Annotated in this window: 23 protein-coding genes and 1 tRNA gene; 12 read left to right on the top strand and 12 right to left on the bottom strand. The window is 69.0% G+C overall.

What is annotated here, in order from left to right; all coding sequences use genetic code 11:
• The first annotated feature begins 25 nt into the window (after nucleotides 1-25).
• The 8 genes from PSD17_RS03390 (at nucleotide 26) to PSD17_RS03355 (ending at nucleotide 4,654) form a co-directional block, all read left to right on the top strand.
• Nucleotides 26-1,213 (top strand): Tm-1-like ATP-binding domain-containing protein, encoded by a 1,188-nt coding sequence (locus tag PSD17_RS03390; RefSeq protein WP_013676470.1) that lies wholly within the window; start codon nucleotides 26-28, stop codon nucleotides 1,211-1,213.
• Nucleotides 1,210-2,082, top strand: a complete 873-nt coding sequence (locus PSD17_RS03385; RefSeq protein WP_013676469.1) for a phosphoenolpyruvate hydrolase family protein — start codon at nucleotides 1,210-1,212, stop codon at nucleotides 2,080-2,082. Before PSD17_RS03390 ends, PSD17_RS03385 begins: the two co-directional genes overlap by 4 nt.
• Nucleotides 2,083-2,523 (top strand): SRPBCC family protein, encoded by a 441-nt coding sequence (locus tag PSD17_RS03380; RefSeq protein ID WP_013676468.1) that lies wholly within the window; start codon nucleotides 2,083-2,085, stop codon nucleotides 2,521-2,523. It begins immediately after the preceding gene.
• Between the two features lie 20 nt (nucleotides 2,524-2,543).
• On the top strand, nucleotides 2,544-2,984 hold the full coding sequence (locus PSD17_RS03375; protein ID WP_013676467.1) for a DUF5709 domain-containing protein: 441 nt from the start codon (nucleotides 2,544-2,546) through the stop codon (nucleotides 2,982-2,984).
• Nucleotides 2,984-3,370: an MmcQ/YjbR family DNA-binding protein gene (locus PSD17_RS03370; RefSeq protein ID WP_339121467.1), complete on the top strand. Its 387-nt coding sequence runs from the start codon at nucleotides 2,984-2,986 to the stop codon at nucleotides 3,368-3,370. Before PSD17_RS03375 ends, PSD17_RS03370 begins: the two co-directional genes overlap by 1 nt.
• A complete protein-coding gene (locus tag PSD17_RS03365) occupies nucleotides 3,367-4,071 on the top strand; it encodes an alpha/beta hydrolase (protein WP_339121465.1) in 705 nt (234 codons plus the stop codon). Before PSD17_RS03370 ends, PSD17_RS03365 begins: the two co-directional genes overlap by 4 nt.
• Nucleotides 4,072-4,084: 13 nt before the next feature.
• Nucleotides 4,085-4,159, top strand: a tRNA-Ile gene (locus PSD17_RS03360).
• Between the two features lie 285 nt (nucleotides 4,160-4,444).
• Nucleotides 4,445-4,654, top strand: coding sequence for a hypothetical protein (locus PSD17_RS03355; protein WP_339121463.1), 210 nt, complete (start codon nucleotides 4,445-4,447; stop codon nucleotides 4,652-4,654).
• A 3-nt stretch (nucleotides 4,655-4,657) separates the two neighbouring features.
• Here PSD17_RS03355 and PSD17_RS03350 read toward each other — a convergent pair whose 3' ends face one another.
• Entirely contained in the window at nucleotides 4,658-4,882 is a 225-nt protein-coding gene (locus PSD17_RS03350; RefSeq protein ID WP_339121462.1) for a helix-turn-helix domain-containing protein, read from the bottom strand.
• A 57-nt stretch (nucleotides 4,883-4,939) separates the two neighbouring features.
• On the opposite strand from PSD17_RS03350, the gene PSD17_RS03345 reads away from it, so the two are divergent.
• Nucleotides 4,940-5,596 carry a uracil-DNA glycosylase gene (locus tag PSD17_RS03345; RefSeq protein ID WP_339121460.1) on the top strand — a complete coding sequence of 219 codons (657 nt, stop codon included), beginning with the start codon at nucleotides 4,940-4,942 and terminating at the stop codon, nucleotides 5,594-5,596.
• 155 nt (nucleotides 5,597-5,751) lie between these two features.
• On the top strand, nucleotides 5,752-6,183 hold the full coding sequence (locus tag PSD17_RS03340; RefSeq protein ID WP_339121459.1) for a hypothetical protein: 432 nt from the start codon (nucleotides 5,752-5,754) through the stop codon (nucleotides 6,181-6,183).
• Between the two features lie 75 nt (nucleotides 6,184-6,258).
• Here the strand turns inward: PSD17_RS03340 and PSD17_RS03335 are convergent, their stop codons facing one another.
• From PSD17_RS03335 to PSD17_RS03290, 10 genes are all read right to left on the bottom strand, one after another.
• Nucleotides 6,259-7,569, bottom strand: coding sequence for a tyrosine-type recombinase/integrase (locus PSD17_RS03335; RefSeq protein ID WP_339121457.1), 1,311 nt, complete (start codon nucleotides 7,567-7,569; stop codon nucleotides 6,259-6,261).
• A 27-nt stretch (nucleotides 7,570-7,596) separates the two neighbouring features.
• Nucleotides 7,597-8,361: a recombinase family protein gene (locus PSD17_RS03330; RefSeq protein WP_339121455.1), complete on the bottom strand. Its 765-nt coding sequence runs from the start codon at nucleotides 8,359-8,361 to the stop codon at nucleotides 7,597-7,599.
• A 107-nt stretch (nucleotides 8,362-8,468) separates the two neighbouring features.
• A complete protein-coding gene (locus PSD17_RS03325; RefSeq protein WP_339121454.1) occupies nucleotides 8,469-9,188 on the bottom strand; it encodes an HGGxSTG domain-containing protein in 720 nt (239 codons plus the stop codon).
• A 265-nt stretch (nucleotides 9,189-9,453) separates the two neighbouring features.
• On the bottom strand, nucleotides 9,454-11,616 hold the full coding sequence (locus tag PSD17_RS03320; protein ID WP_339121452.1) for an AAA family ATPase: 2,163 nt from the start codon (nucleotides 11,614-11,616) through the stop codon (nucleotides 9,454-9,456).
• Between the two features lie 67 nt (nucleotides 11,617-11,683).
• On the bottom strand, nucleotides 11,684-11,836 hold the full coding sequence (locus tag PSD17_RS03315; RefSeq protein ID WP_339121450.1) for a hypothetical protein: 153 nt from the start codon (nucleotides 11,834-11,836) through the stop codon (nucleotides 11,684-11,686).
• Between the two features lie 17 nt (nucleotides 11,837-11,853).
• Entirely contained in the window at nucleotides 11,854-12,054 is a 201-nt protein-coding gene (locus PSD17_RS03310) for a helix-turn-helix domain-containing protein (protein WP_339121449.1), read from the bottom strand.
• A 346-nt stretch (nucleotides 12,055-12,400) separates the two neighbouring features.
• Nucleotides 12,401-12,664, bottom strand: a complete 264-nt coding sequence (locus PSD17_RS03305) for a hypothetical protein (RefSeq protein ID WP_339121447.1) — start codon at nucleotides 12,662-12,664, stop codon at nucleotides 12,401-12,403.
• A 79-nt stretch (nucleotides 12,665-12,743) separates the two neighbouring features.
• A complete protein-coding gene (locus PSD17_RS03300) occupies nucleotides 12,744-13,193 on the bottom strand; it encodes a hypothetical protein (RefSeq protein ID WP_339121446.1) in 450 nt (149 codons plus the stop codon).
• Between the two features lie 62 nt (nucleotides 13,194-13,255).
• Nucleotides 13,256-14,416 carry a hypothetical protein gene (locus PSD17_RS03295; RefSeq protein ID WP_339121445.1) on the bottom strand — a complete coding sequence of 387 codons (1,161 nt, stop codon included), beginning with the start codon at nucleotides 14,414-14,416 and terminating at the stop codon, nucleotides 13,256-13,258.
• A gap of 9 nt (nucleotides 14,417-14,425) precedes the next feature.
• Nucleotides 14,426-14,632, bottom strand: a complete 207-nt coding sequence (locus PSD17_RS03290; protein ID WP_339121443.1) for a hypothetical protein — start codon at nucleotides 14,630-14,632, stop codon at nucleotides 14,426-14,428.
• A gap of 399 nt (nucleotides 14,633-15,031) precedes the next feature.
• Between PSD17_RS03290 and PSD17_RS03285 the strand changes: the two genes are divergently transcribed.
• A complete protein-coding gene (locus PSD17_RS03285; protein WP_339121442.1) occupies nucleotides 15,032-16,600 on the top strand; it encodes an HD domain-containing phosphohydrolase in 1,569 nt (522 codons plus the stop codon).
• Between the two features lie 179 nt (nucleotides 16,601-16,779).
• Complete coding sequence (locus PSD17_RS03280) at nucleotides 16,780-17,532, top strand: alpha/beta hydrolase (RefSeq protein WP_339121440.1); 753 nt, start codon at nucleotides 16,780-16,782, stop codon at nucleotides 17,530-17,532.
• A gap of 50 nt (nucleotides 17,533-17,582) precedes the next feature.
• Here the strand turns inward: PSD17_RS03280 and PSD17_RS03275 are convergent, their stop codons facing one another.
• A complete protein-coding gene (locus tag PSD17_RS03275) occupies nucleotides 17,583-17,855 on the bottom strand; it encodes a GlsB/YeaQ/YmgE family stress response membrane protein (protein WP_013676400.1) in 273 nt (90 codons plus the stop codon).
• Nucleotides 17,856-18,095 lie beyond the last annotated feature (240 nt).

Here is an 18,095-nt window from a genome sequence, read left to right as displayed (position 1 = left end):
CGGGCCGTCGGCTAGAACGGACGGTGTGAGCCGCGCCTACGTCGTCGGGACGTACGACACCAAGGCAGCCGAGCTGTCCTACGTGGCCGCGTCGTTGCGCGCCGCCGGTGTGCGGACGCGGACCGTCGACGTGTCCACGTCGGGAACGGGCGGAGGCGGCGCCGATGTCGGCCCCGCCGACGTCGCCGCGCACCACCCCGACGGCGCGGGGGCCGTGTTCACCGGCGATCGGGGCACCGCGGTCGGCGCCATGTCCGTTGCGCTGCAGGCGTTCCTGACCTCGCGCGACGACCTCGGCGGGGTGCTCGGGCTCGGCGGCTCGGGCGGGACCGCCCTGATCACCCCGGCCATGCGGGCGCTGCCCGTCGGCGTCCCGAAGGTGATGGTCTCGACCGTGGCCTCCGGGGACGTCGCGCCCTACGTCGGTGCTGCCGACATCGCGATGCTGCACTCGGTCACCGACGTCGCCGGCCTCAACCGGATCTCCCGGCAGGTCCTCGGCAACGCCGCCCACATGCTCGCCGGCGCGCTGCTCAACGACGTGCCCGCGGCGGCGGACCGCCCGGCCGTCGGCATCACGATGTTCGGCGTCACGACGCCCTGCGTCACGCAGGTGCTCGACCGGCTCGGCGACGACGTCGACCCGCTCGTCTTCCACGCCACCGGCACCGGCGGGAAGGCGATGGAGAAGCTCGTCGACGACCGGCTCATCGGCTCGGTCCTCGACCTCACGACCACCGAGATCGCCGACCTGCTCGTCGGCGGCGTCATGGCGGCGGGCCACGACCGGCTCGACGCGATCGCCCGGACCGGGGTGCCCTACGTCGGCTCCTGCGGCGCGCTCGACATGGTCAACTTCGGCGCGCCCGAGACGGTTCCGCAGTCCTTCGCCGGCCGGACCTTCTACGAGCACAACGCCCAGGTCACGCTCATGCGCACGACCCCGGAGGAGAACCGGGGGTTCGGCTCCTTCCTCGCCCGCAAGCTCGACGCGCTCACCGGGCCGGCGGTCTTCCTGATCCCCGAGGGCGGGGTCTCCGCGCTCGACGCGCCGGGCCAGGCGTTCCACGACCCGGTCGCGGACGCCGCGCTGTTCGAGACGATCGAGTCGTCGGTGGCGCGGTCCGGCGTCGTGCGCAGGGTGTCGCACCACGTCAACGACCCCGAGTTCGCCGACGCGGTGATCGCCGCGTGGCAGGAGGTCTCCGGATGAAGCGGCATCGTCGCCAGGACCTCGTCGAGCGGTTCCAGGACATGGCGCGGCGCGGTGAGCCCATCGTCGGCGGGGGAGCGGGCACCGGGCTGTCGGCCAAGTGCGAGGAGGCCGGCGGGATCGACCTCATCGTCATCTACAACTCCGGCCGCTACCGGATGGCCGGCCGCGGCTCGCTGGCCGGGCTGCTCGCCTACGGCAACGCCAACGACATCGTCGTCGAGATGGCCGCCGAGGTGCTGCCCGTCGTCAAGGAGACGCCGGTGCTCGCGGGCGTCAACGGCACCGACCCGTTCATGATCACCGACCGGTTCCTCCGCGAGCTCGACGACCTCGGCTTCGCCGGCATCCAGAACTTCCCGACGGTCGGGCTCATCGACGGGACCTTCCGCGCCAACCTCGAGGAGACCGGTATGGGCTACGGCCTCGAGGTCGACCTCGTCGCCGCCGCCCGCAACGCCGACATGCTCACCACGCCCTACGTCTTCTCCGCCGCCGACGCCCGCGCCATGACCCGCGCCGGCGCCGACATCGTGGTGTGCCACATGGGGTTGACCACCGGAGGCGCCATCGGCGCCGAGACCGCCAAGACCCTCGACGACTGCGTCGCCCTGATCGACGAATGGTCCGCCGCCGCCCTCGACGAGCGTGACGACGTGCTCGTCCTGTGCCACGGCGGCCCCATCTCGATGCCCGACGACGCCGCGTACGTCCTGTCGCGCACCGCGGCGTGCCACGGGTTCTACGGCGCCTCGTCGATGGAGCGGCTGCCGACCGAGCAGGCCCTCACCGAACAGACCCGCAGGTTCAAGGCCGTTCTCGAGTCAGCACCCGACCCAGCACCCAACCCAGCATCCAAGGAGAGTTAGATGCCGCGTCCCTACGCCAGTGGAGTCGTCCCCGCCTCGGCCGACGAGGTCTGGAGCCTCATCCGCGACTTCAACGGCATCGCCGACTGGCACCCGGGGATCCAGAGCAGCGAGCTGACCGCCGGCTCGTCGGGCGCGGAGGTCGGGGCCGTCCGCAAGCTCGGGCTCGGTGGCGACGCGCAGGTCTCCGAGCGGCTCCTCACGCTGGACGACGCCGACCGGAGCTACACCTACGAGTTCACCGACCCGGGCCCGTTCGCGGTGCGCCGCTACGTCTCCACGATCCGGGTCGCGCCGGTCACCGACACCGGGCACGCGTTCGTCGAATGGTGGGCCGACTTCGACGCCGACGCCGCCGACGAGGCCGAGCTCGGCAAGACCTACGCCCGCGGCGTGTACGGCGGCGGAATCTCGGCACTGCAGGAGCGCTTCCGCGGCTGAGTTCTGCCAGGCTGTCCGCCATGGGTGACCAGGACGACGACCTCGACCAGTACGCGCAGCTGGATCCGGAGGACACGCTCGAGGACCGCGGCGTCGCCGACCCGCTCGACGAGGGCTACTCGCCGCCCGAGCGGCCCTGGGCCGTCGACGACTTCGGCACCACCGCCCAGGAGGAGGCCGAGGGCGAGGACCTCGACCACCGCCTGGCCCGCGAGCTGCCCGACCCCGCGTTCCTCGACGACGGGTCCGACGACGGCGACGGCCTCGGCGACACGTCCGACACCGACGGCGAGCTGCTCGCCACCGACGAGGTCGGCCGCCGCCGGGCCGGCCGGCTCGTCGAGCGCGACGAGGACCCGCTGGTGACCGACGACGAGAGCTGGGCCGTCGACGCCGGGATCGACGGGGCCGCCGCGTCCGCCGAGGAGGCGGCCGTCCACGTCATCGACGACGACCGCTGATGGCCACCTGGGACGACGTCCGGCGCGTCGCGACGGCGCTGCCGGAGGTCACCGAGGACGCGGGGGAGAAGCTGTCGTGGCTGGTCCGGAAGAAGGCGTTCGCGTGGGAGCGACCGCTGCGGCGCGGCGACCTCGAGGCGCTCGGTGACGCCGCCCCCACCGGCCCGGTGCTGTGTGCCCGCACCGCGGACGTCGGCGTCAAGGAGGCCCTGGTCGCCGACGACCCGGCTGTCTACTTCACCACCCCGCACTTCAACGGCTACCCCGCCGTCCTCGTCCGGCTCGACCTGATCGCCCTCGACGAGCTCGCGGAGCTCGTCGAGGAGGCCTGGCTCGCCCAGGCACCCAAGCGCGTCGCCGCCGCCTACCTGGAGTCCCGCCCATGAGTGCCACCCTCGTCCTCGTCCACGGCGCCTGGCACGGCCCCTGGGCCTGGGACGTCCTGCGCACCGAGCTGCCCGACGTCGAGACGATCGCCGTCGACCTGCCCTCCTCGGGCCCCGACCCGAAGTCGCTGGGGACCCTCGACGACGACGTCGCGGTGGTCCGCGCCGCGGTGGCGGCCGCCGGCGGCCCGGTCGTCGTGGTCGGGCACTCCTACGGCGGAGTCCCGATCACCGAGGGTCTCGACGGAGCCGACGGCGTCGCGCGGCTGGTCTACCTCACCGCGATGATGATGGACGTCGGGCACACGGTCGTCGGGAGCCTGCGTGGGCAGTGGCCGCACTGGTGGGACGTCCACGAGGACGAGGGCTACCTCGACGCGCGCCACCCCGAGGAGTTCCTCTACGGCGACGTCGACCCCGCCATCGCCGAGGCGGCCGTCGCCAAGCTGGGGCACCAGTCGCTCGCGGCCTACACCGCAACCCTCACGGCCGCCGCGTGGCGCACGCTGCCCAGCACCTACGTCGTGTGCGACAACGACGCCGCTCTCGCGCCCCGGGCGCAGGAGAGAATGGCCGAGCGGGCGCAGCGCGTCGTCCATCTGCCCGCCGCGCACTCCCCGTTCCTCTCCCACGCCGAGGACCTCGCGGCGCTGCTGCGCGAGGAGCTGGCCGCGGCGTCGGGGCGAGGGGTGGGCCGCTAACCTGAGCTCCTGCGGGGCGGTAGCTCAGTTGGTCAGAGCAGCGGACTCATAATCCGTCAGGTCGTGGGTTCGAGCCCCACCCGCCCCACTGGGTTCACGCAGGTAGACCGTCTGTGACGGCAGTCTGAGGCTCACGTTCCCCGAGGCGGCGTACCCCAGGCGTACCCCCGCCGCGCGTAGGGGGAGGGCGGGGGCACTGGCCGCGATGGTCACGGAATGCGTTCGTCCGCTACGGAAAGTGACTGCGCTGGCGTAGCTTTCCGTTCATGATCAACTGGCTACGAGCGAGGTTCCGCCGTGGTCGACATCGAGCCCGTCGAGGCGCCAGGGGTGGCCCTCGCCGATGGCCGTGGTGAAGCCGTAGGTTTCACGCGTGGCGGACACATTCAAGGTCGGTGACGTTGTGATCGGGCGGAAGCACCGCCGCTACGAGCCCGGCCCCATAACCGGCATCGCTCGGCTCCACAAGGAGGCGGGCGTCGTAGCACCGCTGCACATCATCGCCTTCCCCTCAAGGGAGATGGCACTGGAGGCGGATGAGATCCGCCTCGACCCAGGCCGGAAGGCGTGGCGGCGCCCGTAGGCGCTATTTATCGAACAACTCGCGCACTGAGACGCCTAGCGCGTCAGCGAGGGCGTGGATGTTGTCGAGGGCGACGTTGCGCTCGCCCCGCTCGACCGACCCGACGTAGGTCCGATGGATACCGGCGCACTCGGCCAGCGTCTCCTGACTGAACCCGCGTGTCTCCCGTAGCGCCCGCACGCGCGCGCCGAACGCACGACGGCGCTCCAGGCGGTCGGCACGGGTCACGCCCCCAGTCGACGGGCATGACGACTATGGGTCTACAGACTATGAGTAGCATGCGGCGTGGCCACATCGTCCCCGGGCGCCCTCGCCGATCCGTTCCTGCTTGAAGATCGCCTGTCCAAAGTGCGCATCGAACCGCGCGTCGCACCGCTGAACGACTGGGTGGAGTCCGCCCGTGCCGGTCTCGGTCAGGGCTACGAAATCCCGTGGTTCGACCCCGCCGGCGGCGGGGTCGACGCGAGGATTCTCTTTCTGTTGGAGGCGCCGGGCCAGAAGTCTGTGTCCAAGGCCGCCGCACTGAACAAGGTCGGAAGCGGCATCATCTCGGGGGACAACAACGACTTCACCGCAAAGCAGTGCTGGGAGGGTCGCGAGGCGGCCGGGCTCACCTATCGGCAGGTGGTCCACTGGAACGTCGTTCCCTGGTACATCGGGTCGGCGAACAAGATCGCGAGCCCTGGCGTGGCGGAAATCGAGCGAGCCCTGCCGCTCCTGCACCAGGTGATCGAACGCCTCCCCCGCCTGGAGATCGTCGTCCTCATGGGCCGGAAGGCGCAGGACGGCTGGGCTCGCTACAGCCGTCGCTACGCCCACGAGTTGCTCGCCATCCCGACCTGGCACCCGAGCCAGCGAGTATTCAACACCAAGCCCAGCGCTAAGGCGGAGTTCCGCAAGGCGCTCCTCGACGCCAAAGGCGCCCTGCTGCCGCTTCGATAGCCGTTCGTCGCTCAGCGAAGTCGATTCGCCGCATCGAGTGACCGCCAGGAGGGTGATCCTCCCCATCTTGTCGGACCTCGGGTGCAGTCTGGAGGAGCCGACTCGAACAGGCGTGCGAGTCGTGCTCCCCCGAATGGTCCGAGAAAGGCACCGCAGTGAACGACACCGATATCGACCCGATCCTGGCGACCTTGGTTGGAATCGCAAACAGCGGGGAGGATGACGCACAGGACGTCCACATCACGCTGACCGTCGGTGGCACTCAGATCAGCGGCATCTTGACCCGCAACGCCGACTGGTTCGAGGCGCAGCCCCAGGTCAAGCCGTTCGCCGAGCAGATCCGCAGCTGGAACGATCTCCACTCGAAGGTCGAGAAGGCCATCGCAGGCGTTGAAGATGTTGATCCCGCCTATCTGAGGGCGGTCGCCGACCAGTACAAGACCCACTACATCCACCTCCGCGACGCGAAGGTGCTGGTCGGGAACCAGCTCGTTCCAACCGCAGATGGCGCCTACTGGCGCGGGAAGCTGGCCGAGGTATCCGGCTGGTGGCTGGGTAGCCTGCGCACCGGCGACGCCGAGGCGTAGATCGCACGCTAACGACAGAACCCCGCCCTCGGCCGTAAGCCGGGTTGGCGGGGTTCTGTGTGTAGAGCGTCCGAACTAGCCAGTACTACGGCGACGCGACGCCAAGTCGATGACGTTGGTGGCCGGGGTGGAGGGCTCCTCTGGAGAGGGCTGGACCGTCGTGGGTCGGGCGAGCGGTGTGGCCTTGCCACCTTCAGCCTCTGCGATGTAGTCGCCGTAGACGTTGAGCGTGGTCACGTACGACTCGTGGCCGAGGTACTTCGACACCTGCATGTAGTGCTCGCCGGCCGACAACGACAGCACCGCAAACGTGTGGCGCAGGTCGTGCAGGCGGACCCCACTGACCCCCGGTTCGCTCGCCGGCAGACCAACCGTAGTCAACGCGGGCTTGAAGTAGTTGGCGTAGAAGGTGCCGGGGTCGAGCGGCGACGACCAGTTGTAAGCCGCCGCCGAGCGCGACACACCCGCCGCGTTGCGGCCGTACCGCGCCGGGAACAGCGGTGCCGACGGGTCGTCCCGCCGTGGGTGGTCCGTGAGGTGCGCCCGCAGGTCCTCAACCAGCCAATCGTCAAGCGGTACAACACGTCGGGAGTTGCGCGACTTGGGCGTACCGACCTCCCAGCCGCCGCGCATCTTGCGCTTGGTGCGCTGCACCCGGACCGTCCCGCGATCAAGGTCCACGTCGCCCACCTCGAGCCCGGCGAACTCCGCCGCGCGCAACCCCGAGTACGCCAAGAACAGCACCACCAACCCGTACAGCGGGTAGGCCTGGGCGACGTGCCCGGCGACGGCCGCAACCTGCTCTGCGGTCAGCGGGTGCGGAACGAACGGCTCGTCATCGCCAACAGCGCCCCGCCGGGGCAGCGGAACCGACGCGGCCGGGTTCGCGGGGATCGCGCCGTCGAGCACGGCCAAGTCCAGGATCCGGCGGAACGTGTCCCAGGCGTGCTTGATCGTTCCGCGAGCGAGACCGCGCTCAACTAACTCAGCCCGGAACCGGCGTGCATCGGCCGGGGTGACGCTGCCGATGGCTCGCGCGGCGAACTCGGGCGCCACATAGCACTCGTACAGTCGCCGATACTCGGCGTGGGTCCGCGCTTTCACCAACCCCTTGTGGGCGTCCAACCACATTCCCGCAAACGTGCCGAAGGGCTCCAGCCGCGCCTCCCGCCCGACGACGTTGCCTGTGGCGGCGCGCTGGTTCTCGATCTCCCGGCGACGCTCCTTGGCGGTCTCGTACGTCGGGTAGGTCTCCGAGCGACTCCGGGTGCGCCCGGTGGGCCGGCCAGTGGCGGGGTCGCGCTCGGTCTCCTTGTAGCGGATCTTGTAGGTGACGATGGGCTTGCCGTCGCGACGAGCCTTGTGCTCGATGCGCTTGATCTCCACGGTGGGCTCCTAGATTGAGGGGGCGGACTACTCGACGCCTTCGCGAGCGAGCACCCGGCGGACGGTCGAGCGGTGCCAGCGGTCGCCCCCGCCGGGTGCCGGGACCTTCTTGTCGGTGAGCAGCGCAGCGATCGCCTGGGCGGACAGCCCGTCCTTCATCCGGTAGCGGACAATGCGCCGCGCCAACGTGGGCGAGATAGAGCGCGGCCGGCCAAGCCGCTTCCCTTGTGCGCGTGCGGATTCCAGGCCCTCGCGAGTCCGCCGGGCGATCTTGCGGCGCTCCTCCTGGGCCATCGCCAAGCGGACGTTGACGAGGAACTCCTGCTCGGGGTCAGCGGAGTCGACACCGTCAGTGCCGACGACCCGCCAGCCCTTGTCGTGCGCCCGGCCGAGTAGCTGAGCGCCGTCCAAGGTCGAGCGAGACGCCCTGTCGATGTCCCGCACGACCATCGCGTCAGCGAGCCCCGCCCGGAGGGCCGCCTCCACCGCAAGCCGCCCGTACATGCGCTCGGGATGGCGAGTGGAGGCGACCTCGGGGATGACCGTGACGAGGACGTGCCCGAGCGCCCGGCACCACGCCTCCAGCGCGCGCCACTGCGCCGTCAGCCCGTGGGACCGCTCGGAGGCCTGCCCCTCGGTGCTCACCCGGACGTACCCGATCACCCGGAGCGGCTCGGACGCCTCGCTTTGGGTCCTCGCTGTGCGCGTAGCGCTGCGGAACGCCTTCGGCTTCGCCGGGCGAGGGGTCGTGGTTCTCCCAGCCGTAGCGGGCTTCCTCGTCGGTGTGGTCATCGGGCCGCTCCTCAAGGTCGGGCCGTAAACGTCCGAGCCGGACGTTTAGGACGTTTCGGAGCGGCGAAAGCTACGCCAGCAAAATCCACTTCGAAACTCGACGCGGCTCACTGGCGAGCGCGCTTTCGGCGCGGACGTGCGATTCCTTCTGAGGCCAGGGCGGCGGCAGCCTCCGCGCTCGTCAACCCAAACTCCCCGCCGGTCGGCGCCTCGGAGGGGTCGCGCGGCTGCCTCACTGGGCCGTCGGAGCGCTGGGGGCGTTCCTGCGTGAGCGCGCCTGCGTCGGTCGCGGCAGGAGCGCTACGTCGTCGGCACTCTCGACACAGCCTGGGGTATCCGCCGGGCGGCGCTTCCCACTCCGAGAAGTCCACGCCGCAGGCCCGGCACGCCGCCGCAGTCGAGTCCTCGACGAGCTCCGCCTCGATGACCTCCGGTTCCTCAACCGGGGCGGAACCGGGACGGGGCCCACGAGCAACCCGCTCCAGAATCTGCTCGTACGGCTTCAGCTCGTGAGTGATCTGGAGTGCTTGGTTCGGCGACAACCCCGCCCGGTCGAGCGCGTCCTTGATCGCGGCGAGCTTCACCGCAGCAGGCGCCTCCTCATCAACCGCGATCCGCAACAACTGCTTCGCCATAAGGTCCGCCGCGTTCTCCAGGCGAGCCTTGGCGGCGGCCTTGACGTGCTTCGCCGCGCCACCGTGGAACCGGCACACCTTCGCTCCGCGGATTGGCGCCTTCTGGCACTGCTCCCCGTTCTTCTTGTGCGCAACGCATTGGTTACGCGGCTTGATAGCTCCTGCCGTTGAAAGGTCGACCTCGTTGCTCACATTCTTCTCCACTCGAATCGCTCCTGTACTTCCAACCCGGTCCGTTCAACTCCGTCCCCTATAGGGCTTGGACGGACTCGGACGGGGTCCGAGGTCCGTCCGCCCCGAGGCCCTACCCCGTCCCAAGTCCGTCCGACGTCCGGACCGACTCCGAATTGGGCGTCTACCTGCGGAGACAGCGCCGTTTCGGGCAACTCGGTCCGTACTCCGTCCACGACCCCGGACCGACTTGGGCAACGCCGTCTCGGGCCCGGACCGGGTTGCCTCACGGCGCGCCCCCTCGGCGGGGGCGGATCACGCCAGGTTTCTCGGCCGGACCGAGCCGATCACGACTGACCGACCGTCCGCTCGCGTCCGGGCGCGCGACCTTCTTGACCTCGACCTCCCTCCACTCGATCAGGTGCGCGATGGCGTCGCGGACTGTTCCGGCGTTGCCGCCCGCCAACTTGACGACCTCGTTCTTCGTCAGCTCGAAGGGTTGATCCGCGAGCACATCTAGGACCCGCTGCTTGGCCCTCGAGATCGGGGTCTCGCCGCGCGCCCCGACACCGGCGGGGTCGTCACCTTCCGCCAAGGGCTCGACTTGCCAGGTAATCGGTGCTGCCGTCGCCAGGTCCTCGCCGGGGTTCGGGACGAACCAGTCCACGGAGTACCGGGCACCGCCCCACTGGCGAGATCCGAACTCCACTGCCAGGCGATACGTGCCAGTGGCCAGCTCCGGGGGCTTGTGGTGGCGCTGAAGAATCCAGCTGTCAGCCCACTGCGCCATCCCTGCTTGTGCGATCGAGTCAAGATCGAGCTGACGGCTACCGGTCTTGTTGAAGTGGTCGGCAATGATCAGGGCGGACTGGTCGGCGACTGCACCGGAGACCGCAGCGAGCATCCGTCCACGCTCGTAGAGGTTGGTGGCCTCCACGCCTGCAGGGTGGAAGGCGTACAGCGGATCGATGACGACGAGCGCCGGTTGCAGATGGTCGAGCTGCCGCGCCAGGACGTCTCGAAGCTCGTCGGAATCGAGTGCGGCGGTGTCGAACGTCGCGCCGAAGGGAAGACCGGCCAGATCAACCTCATACGCTTCCGCGACCCGCTGTAACCGACGTTGGAACGGAATTCGGCCACCCTCACCGACGAGGTATAGGACTGGCCCCGGTGCGGAAACTTTGAACCGCCCAAAGAACGGCTCGCCGCTCGCTACCGCAACGCTGAGCGACAGCAGGTTGTAAGTCTTGAGAGTCTTCTTCTCGCCACCCATTGGCCCGAACGAGTTCAGCGGCCAAACGTCCTCGACCAACCACTCCATCGGCGGGACCGGCTCTGCCAGGTCGCGAGCGGAGAAGACGACGAACCTCGGGCGACTCGAAGGAGCACCACACGAGCAGGGAACATTCGAGGTCTCACCGTGTTCGCCCACGACCCGCTTGACCCCGCCGTTGAGCGCGCGGCCGTAGGCGCGCATCGGGTCGCTGTCCATCGAGGTCGCGTGGGCGAATCCGCCTCCTTCGACCTCGCGCGTCACCTCCACGAACCACGCCCGGCGGTACTCGTCCAGGACCGTCCGAATGCCTCGGTGGCTTTCGCTGGCAAGAGCCACGAGGTGAAAGAGGCCATCCCGCATCGCCTCATGGCCGCCGGCCAAATCGTCGACAGCTTTGTCGAGGGCACGCCGCATGATCGAACACGGCTCGCCTTCGGGCTCAGGTCGGTTGTTCAGGAAGACCTCAATGTCGTCGGAGGTCATCTCGGCTGAGAGGACTATCTCCTGCGGCTTGAGGCCGGTGATCGCCGCAACGAGCTCGTCCGAAAGAAAGGCGCACTCGTCAGCGTGCGGAATCTCCGGAGCCCGTACCAGCTCGTCGTTGTTCCGGTACCAGCGGACCCGGCTGAACCCGCTCATAGGGTTGCGCGATGGGTACGTCATCGCATAGCGGTGATGGAACTGCAAGATCTCAGTGTCCAGACCGACGGTTCCCGGCCAGGCCAGGTGCTGATGTTCGGGCTTGAGGCGGTAGATGAGCTTCCCGCCGGAGTCCTCGAATTTGCCCCCTCGGCTAGTCAGCCGCAGCGTCGGCGGGAACTTGACGCCAGCCTGCTCCTCCAGCGCACGGATCGCGTCGAGCCCGTGCTTCGGTCCGTACTGGTCAACGTCGATGCCGATCTTGTCGTGGCCCATGTGCAGGCCGATGTTCGCCATCGGGTACTCACGGCACCACTTCTTGTGATCGGCCTTCGTCGGGACCCGCGCCGAATGTCCGGTTACGCCCTCAGCTGGTGGGCGTTTCGTCAGGAGTTCCGGGTCCGTGTTGTTGCGATAGCCGATGGGGAAAACTCGGCCCCACCCCTTCGCTAGGTAACGCCGAACAATCGGCTCTCGGTAGGGCGAACTGGCGGGTTTCGCGCTATCGTTCGTGCTGGACGCTGTCACGTCCATCCTTTCGCTGGGGAGCGAGGCGCACCCTCGAACACGCAGGCCGAGGGTGCGCGCCTCGCGAAAGAGGTCAGTGGTGCTTGTTGCCGAGCTGAACGGTCAGAGCTTGGAGCTCGGTATAGATGAAGTCGACAGACTTCAACCGCGCAGGCAGCGAAGGCGCCGCAGGGTCAGACGCCATGAGCTCAGCCGTGCCCGCCACAAAGCTCTCGACCTGGGTCATCGCGGCGTCTATGTCACTCACCGGACGCCAGCCTTGATAGAATCCAGCCACCGGTCGAGCTCCGCCGGGTCGAAGTAGAGCCGCGCTCGCTCGAATCCGCCGGGCCGTTCTGCGGTGAGGTCGCCGCGCTTGAACGCTTCGCGAATGATGCGCGGGTTGTAGCCGGTGTAGTCGCTGGCCTGCTCAATCGTAAGCTGTCGACTGCGGTGCGAATGCACTGTGGTCCTCCGTAGGCGGAGGGTGCCCAGAATGGCGAAAGCCGAGCTGGCACCCAAATTGGTGATGGGTGCTGCTCGGCTGAGCGGGTCCGGCGCTACCTATAGTTGCGCTTGCTTGCGTCCCCGTATCCAACAGCCGCTTGCGCCTGCCGGTATTCCCTGCTAAACGCGGGCTTGTACCTTCTGGGCAGCGGGTAGTACGCCGACAACCGTACGCGACGGGCGCTGGCCGCGCTAGCGGCGGGGTCGTCGGTGACGGATCGTGGCTAGGTGGGCCGTAGCCGATGGGGCGCTGAGTGTCCCGACGCGGGCACCGCCCGGCCTTGCCAGCGCCGCGACGACCCAGTCAGGCGGCTGCAACGTGCCGCCGTAGCCGGGCGACCCGGCGAGCGGTCGCCCACAGAACGGCGATGTCGGCTTCCTCAACGACAATCTCGTCATCATCGCCATAGGGCAGGCCGTCCGGGTCGATGTAGAACCCGGCTCGCGCTGTCGTCCGGATGACTCCGGTTAGCGGGGCGCGGTCCGCGATTTTCCAATGCACTCGGACGCGGTCGCCAGCTTTCAATGGGTCGCGCGTTTCGCCCCGGCGGACAGTAGCCTTGTTCATGATCGTTCCTTCGGGAGAAGCGGTCAGCTGTGGGTACCCGCCACGGCCGGAACCTCCACTCCGGCCGTGGCTCACCCGACTACAGCCAAGCGAGGTCGCCTTCGACCTTTGCATCGAGTTCAGCGTGGCACCTTGCGCAGAACGCGAACAGCACGACGGCGAATCCAGCGCCCACCAGCAGCACGTGCCCGGCGTCGGTCGAGTCGTCCTCGCACCAGTCGCATCGGTCGCACGAGCCGAACAGCCACTGTGCGTGCTCCTCGACGGTCTTGTCGCCGGGGATCGGCCAGTTGGTCTCTGGGTGACGCGCAGCGACGAGGTAAGGCGCCAGGCCTTCTGTTGCGGCTCGCACCTCAAGCTCTGAGCTGTCGAGGAGGTCGGCGTAGGCGGCAGCGTCGGGGAACTGCCGGGGTGCATGGAGGAGCGACTCGACACGTGCACGGAGCTCTGGCAGGAAGGCTGCGGCCAGCGTCGAGTAGCCGTCGGTCGTCCGGAACGCGGAGTCGATCTGATCGGCAATCGGATTCATGAGATCTCCTGGTCAGGCATCACCACCCGACCCGCCGAGGTGACGGGTCGGGTGGGCACGAGCTACAGCGTCGGGATGTCGTAGCTACCGGACGCCTTGATCTGCATGACGGCAGCTGCGCCCCGATGACGGACGCCAACGCCGAAGCCCCGCGTGTAGAAGGAATCGACCAGCGGGTACTGGAGGTTGGCGCCCGACAGGAGACGAAGCCCCTGCGCCTCGGGCTTGATGTGCTCGCGGATGCCGACTGGATTGCGAGTTGAACCCGCGCCTCCGGTCGCAACGAGCAGGAGGTAGCCCGGCGGCATGAATCCGGTCTCGGTGATCCATGTCGGACCGTAGCTGCCCGCGATCTTGAGACCGTTGTAGTCAGCCGGAGCAACATCACCGACGATCTGCTCGCTGGTCAGATATGGGGCTGCCCCCGCCGACGGGATGAAGTCATAGGCAGGGTTCTCCTCGTCTGTCACCCGGATCCTCGCGACGGCGTCCATCTGGGCAGGGTTGACGAACAGCAGAGCGCGCGAGCCCGGCACATCGAGGTAACCGTGCTCAGCGACGTTGCTGTACAGGTCGTCGATGTCCTTACCGTCGACTGTCGTTGCGCCACTGACCATGTAGTGGTTGTGGGTTCCGGCGAACGATGAGAACAGGTGCTTCGGCGGGACGGTGCCGTCGTTGTTCCAGAGGCCGTACACCGTGCGACCGTCAGCGTTGAAGCCGGCAGTGGGGTCCAACAGCCGCTTCAGAATTGCGGTCGTGGTGAGCTTGTTGTCGGCGTGCAGCATTCGCTGGTGGACCGACTCGATCTGCTCCTGCGTAGCGTCACGCAGGAACCGCCACGTGAAACGCGTGGCCTTGTCGTAGTCGTGGAACGGGTAGCCCAGAACCAGGTGAGCCTCCGTGGCGCGCAGGCCGGTCGGCTCGCCGAACTCCGACGCCCGCTCGAACTCATTCTCGCCGACCGTCTGCGCCACCGCGTCCGCAGAGCGAGTTGTCGTGAATCCCAGCAAGTTCGCCACGGCGGAGCGGCGATTGTTGACGATGTCGAGCGTCTGCTGAAACTCAGCCCAGATGTTGTTGATGGGCTGACCGTCGATGGTCTGGGTGACGATGTCCCCGGTGGTCGACGTGCCCTGCTCCGCGCCGCGAATCGAGTAGAACGGCTGCCCGTCCAGCGTGAAGCCGAGTAGACGCCGGGGCGCCTGTCCAGTGATCGTCATGTCGCTTCCTCAGTTCCCCGCCGCGACGGCGGTCTGCAGGTTGTGCATCGAGTCCATCCACGCGTCCAGGTCGGACTTGGTGAAGAACCACGGACCGAACTCGCTGGTCTTGAACGCGGCCAGCCTGGGCGGGTCCGCCTTGGCGGCGCGAGCGATAGCGCGAGTGGGGAATCCCGTGTATTCCGATGCCTGTCGAATGCTGAGCTTCTTTTCCATTCGCTCCTCCGTGATCAGAACGGTTCAGCGAAAAGAACGCTAACGGTAAATTCGGTAGCGTCGTTAGCCCGGACAAGACCGGCCGCTTTACGCACCTTTGATGCAGTGAAGTTGGAGGTGGCCGACGTAGCTACGTACCCCGGACGTACCCCTCCGGTGGGGGCAAACGGGCGTCAACGGCGTTACTCGCGGTATGCGTCCGTGACGGCAGAATCATGCCCTGAGCTGCGGAAACTGGACGCGCTCGGCGCTAACCAGCCTGGTAGGCGGCGCGACCTCGAACGGCAGCCGAAGTACTCATAATCCGTCAGGTCGTGGGTTCGAGCCCCACCCGCCCCACTCCTTCGGGGTGCGCGCTCTCTGCGCCCGGGTGCCGCGACCGGCCCCTAGACTCGGGCCGTGACTGCGGCGCCGGGCCGGGTTCGCCTCGCCGAACTCGTGGCGACCATCTCGCTGGGCACCGATCTCGGGCTGGGCCAGCCGATGGAGCACGTCATCCGGCAGACGATCATCGCGCTGCGGCTCGCCGATCTGCTGGACCTGCCCGAACCGGAACGGGTCGTCGTCTACTACTCGGGGCTGCTGGCCTGGGTCGGCTGCCACACCGACGCCTACGAACAGGCCAAGTGGTTCGGCGACGACATCGCGATGAAGCGCGAGGCCATGTTCTCCGGTGACGGCGCGGCGGACCTGGCGCGTCTGCTGGTGCGGCGGCTCGGCAGCGGCGGGTCCGTCCCGGACCGGGTGCGGACCACGGTCACCTTCCCGGTGGTCGGGCTGCGGTGGTTCTCCTCGATCCTGGAGAGTCACTGGAAGGCCACCGACCTGCTGGCCGAGCAGCTCGGTCTCGGCGACGACGTACGCCGCAGCCTCGTCGAGAGCTACGAGCGCTGGGACGGCCGCGGCGCGGCCGGGCTTCGTGGCGAGCAGATCCGGCTCGCCTCCCGGCTGGTGTATCTGGCCGACGTCGTCGCCGCGTTCGAGCGGCTGGGCGGCGCCGACGCCGCGGTGCGGATGGCGCGCGAACGCGCCGGCGGCCAGTTCGACCCCGACCTCGTGGACCTGCTGTGCGCCCACTGCCGCGACGTGCTCGCCGGCCTGGATCAGGAGAGTCACTGGGCGCAGATCCTCGACCGCGAGCCCGGCCTGGCCCGGACCCTCGGCGAGGCCGAGCTCGACGACGCGCTGGCCGCGATCGGCGACTTCGCCGACCTCAAGTCGCCGTACTTCATCGGCCACGCCCGCACGGTCGCCCAACTCGCCGGCGACGCCGCCGCCGGCCTGGGTCTCGTTCCCGACGAGGCCACCCGGGTGCGCCGCGCCGCACTGGTGCACGACCTGGGGCGCCTCGGTGTCTCCAACGGCATCTGGGACAAGCGATCGCCGCTGACCCTCGCTGAGCAGGAGCGGATCCGGACCCACCCCTACCTCACCGAGCGGATGCTCGCCTTCTCCCCGCGTCTGGCGGAGCTGGGCGCCATCGCCGTGCTCCACCACGAGCGCCTGGACGGCACCGGTTACCCGCGGGGCCTGTCCGGGGGCGCGATCCCGGTCACGGGCCGGATCCTGGCCGTGGCCGACCGCTACGCGACCGCGACCGAGGAGCGCCCGCACCGACCCGCGACCGACCCCGACGCCGCCGCCACCGGGCTGCGAGACGACGTGCGCCGCGGCGCGCTCGACGCCGACGCCGTCGAGGCGGTGCTCAGCGCGGCCGGACACCGCGTCCGACGACGGCGCGCCTGGCCGGCCGGACTGACCACCCGCGAGGTCGAGGTCCTGCGCCTGCTCGCTCGCGGACTCAGCAACCGCGACATCGCCGGGCGGCTGGTGCTCTCGCCCCAGACCGTCGGCGCCCACGTCGAGCACATCTACGCCAAGACCGGCGCCAACAACCGGGCCACGGCAGGGCTGTTCGCCATGCGTCACGGCCTGATGTCCGACTTCGAACCGGCCGAGCGGAGTTAGGGCGTTCACCCGATCCGGCGGCCGTCGAGCGGGACCTAGCGTGGCTGCTCCCCGCCCGAAGGAGCCGGCCATGACCACCACCAGCGCGGCGTCACGCACCGCTACCGTCCCTGCCAACGGGATCGACATCCACTATCTGGAAGCCGGCTCGCCCGACTCGAGCGACCTCGTCCTGCTCCATGGCGGCCTGGTCAGCACCAACCCGCTCTGGGACGAGACCCCCCCTCTCCTACGGCATCCACCTGGCCGCGCTGATCGAGCGGTTCCACGTGATCGCACCCGACCAGCGCGGCTGCGGCCGCACCCGCCACACCGGAGACGAGCGGGTGTCGATGAGTCTTCTCGCCGACGACGTGGCCGCGCTCATCGGCGCGCTCGGGCTGGACCGTCCCGCCGTCGCCGGGTTCAGCATGGGCGGCATGATCGCCACGATCATGGCGATCCGGCATCCCGGCCTCGCCGGAGCGGTGGTCAACGACGCCGGGTGCGACATCTTCGACCCGGGGTCGAAGTCCTTCCCGATGCTCCGAGAGGTCTTCGGCGGAGGCCTCGACGCCACCGAGGCCGACCCCGACGCGGTCGAAGCAGCCTTCGGCGCCGACCCTGCCATGCGTGGGTTCCTGTCGCTGATCAAGGCCGACCACGACTCCGCCGGCGGACCCGGCTACTGGAAGATCATGTTGCAGCACTTCTTCGAGGCCGCCCGACACTGGCCCGGCTACGGTGTCGACGACTTCGCCGAGATCGACGTGCCGAGTCTCGTCCTCGTCGGCGACCGTGACGAGCTCTCGCCGGTGGAGGACTGCGTCCGCGCCTACCGACATCTGCCCCGGGGGCAGCTCTGCGTGCTCCCGGACACCGAGCACGTCATCACGGCGGCCAAGGTCGCCGCGATCGTGGACTTCCTCGGGCGGACCAACTCGTGGAGCTGACTGCGCGGACCGCTCGACGGGTCATCGTGACCGAGCTGCTCCGACACCGCCTACCGTCGTGCGGCGTGCTTGCGCCCGCGCCACCACTGCCAGCCGAGCGTGACGAGGACCGCCCCGGCCAGCGAGCCGATGATCCCGCTCGGCCGCAACGCGAGGCCGTCGCCCGAGACCAGGCTGACGACGAGGCCGCCGACGAACGATCCGACGAGTCCGGCGACGAGCGCCAGGCCCCAGTCGACCCCTCTTCTGCCGGACCGGCCGACGATGAGCTGCGCGGCAGCGCCGACGAGCATTCCGAAGAGGATGATGCCGAGCAGCAGCATGGGGCGCATCCTAGCGTCGCAGCCAGGCGTTCAGCTGCGAAAAGCCGCCGCCACGCGCGGGGCTTGGCCGGGCAGGCCGCCGACGCCGCGCCGGATCGTGCAAAGGCCTGTGCGGTGCGTCGCGGGACTGCTCACGCTCGACCGGGGCGACGTGGCGAGCACACACCTTGCCGGCGCATCTAGTGCCTCGATCGAGAACGTTGGCGTTGTAACCCGGCTGCGGTGATCGGCTGAGAGGCT

Origin of the sequence: Pseudonocardia sp. D17 (genome assembly GCF_036984265.1) — a bacterium.
In the GTDB taxonomy this organism is placed as follows: domain Bacteria; phylum Actinomycetota; class Actinomycetes; order Mycobacteriales; family Pseudonocardiaceae; genus Pseudonocardia; species Pseudonocardia benzenivorans.
Note: the sequence above shows the minus strand (reverse complement) of the source record. Positions and strands in the feature narration are given on the sequence as shown.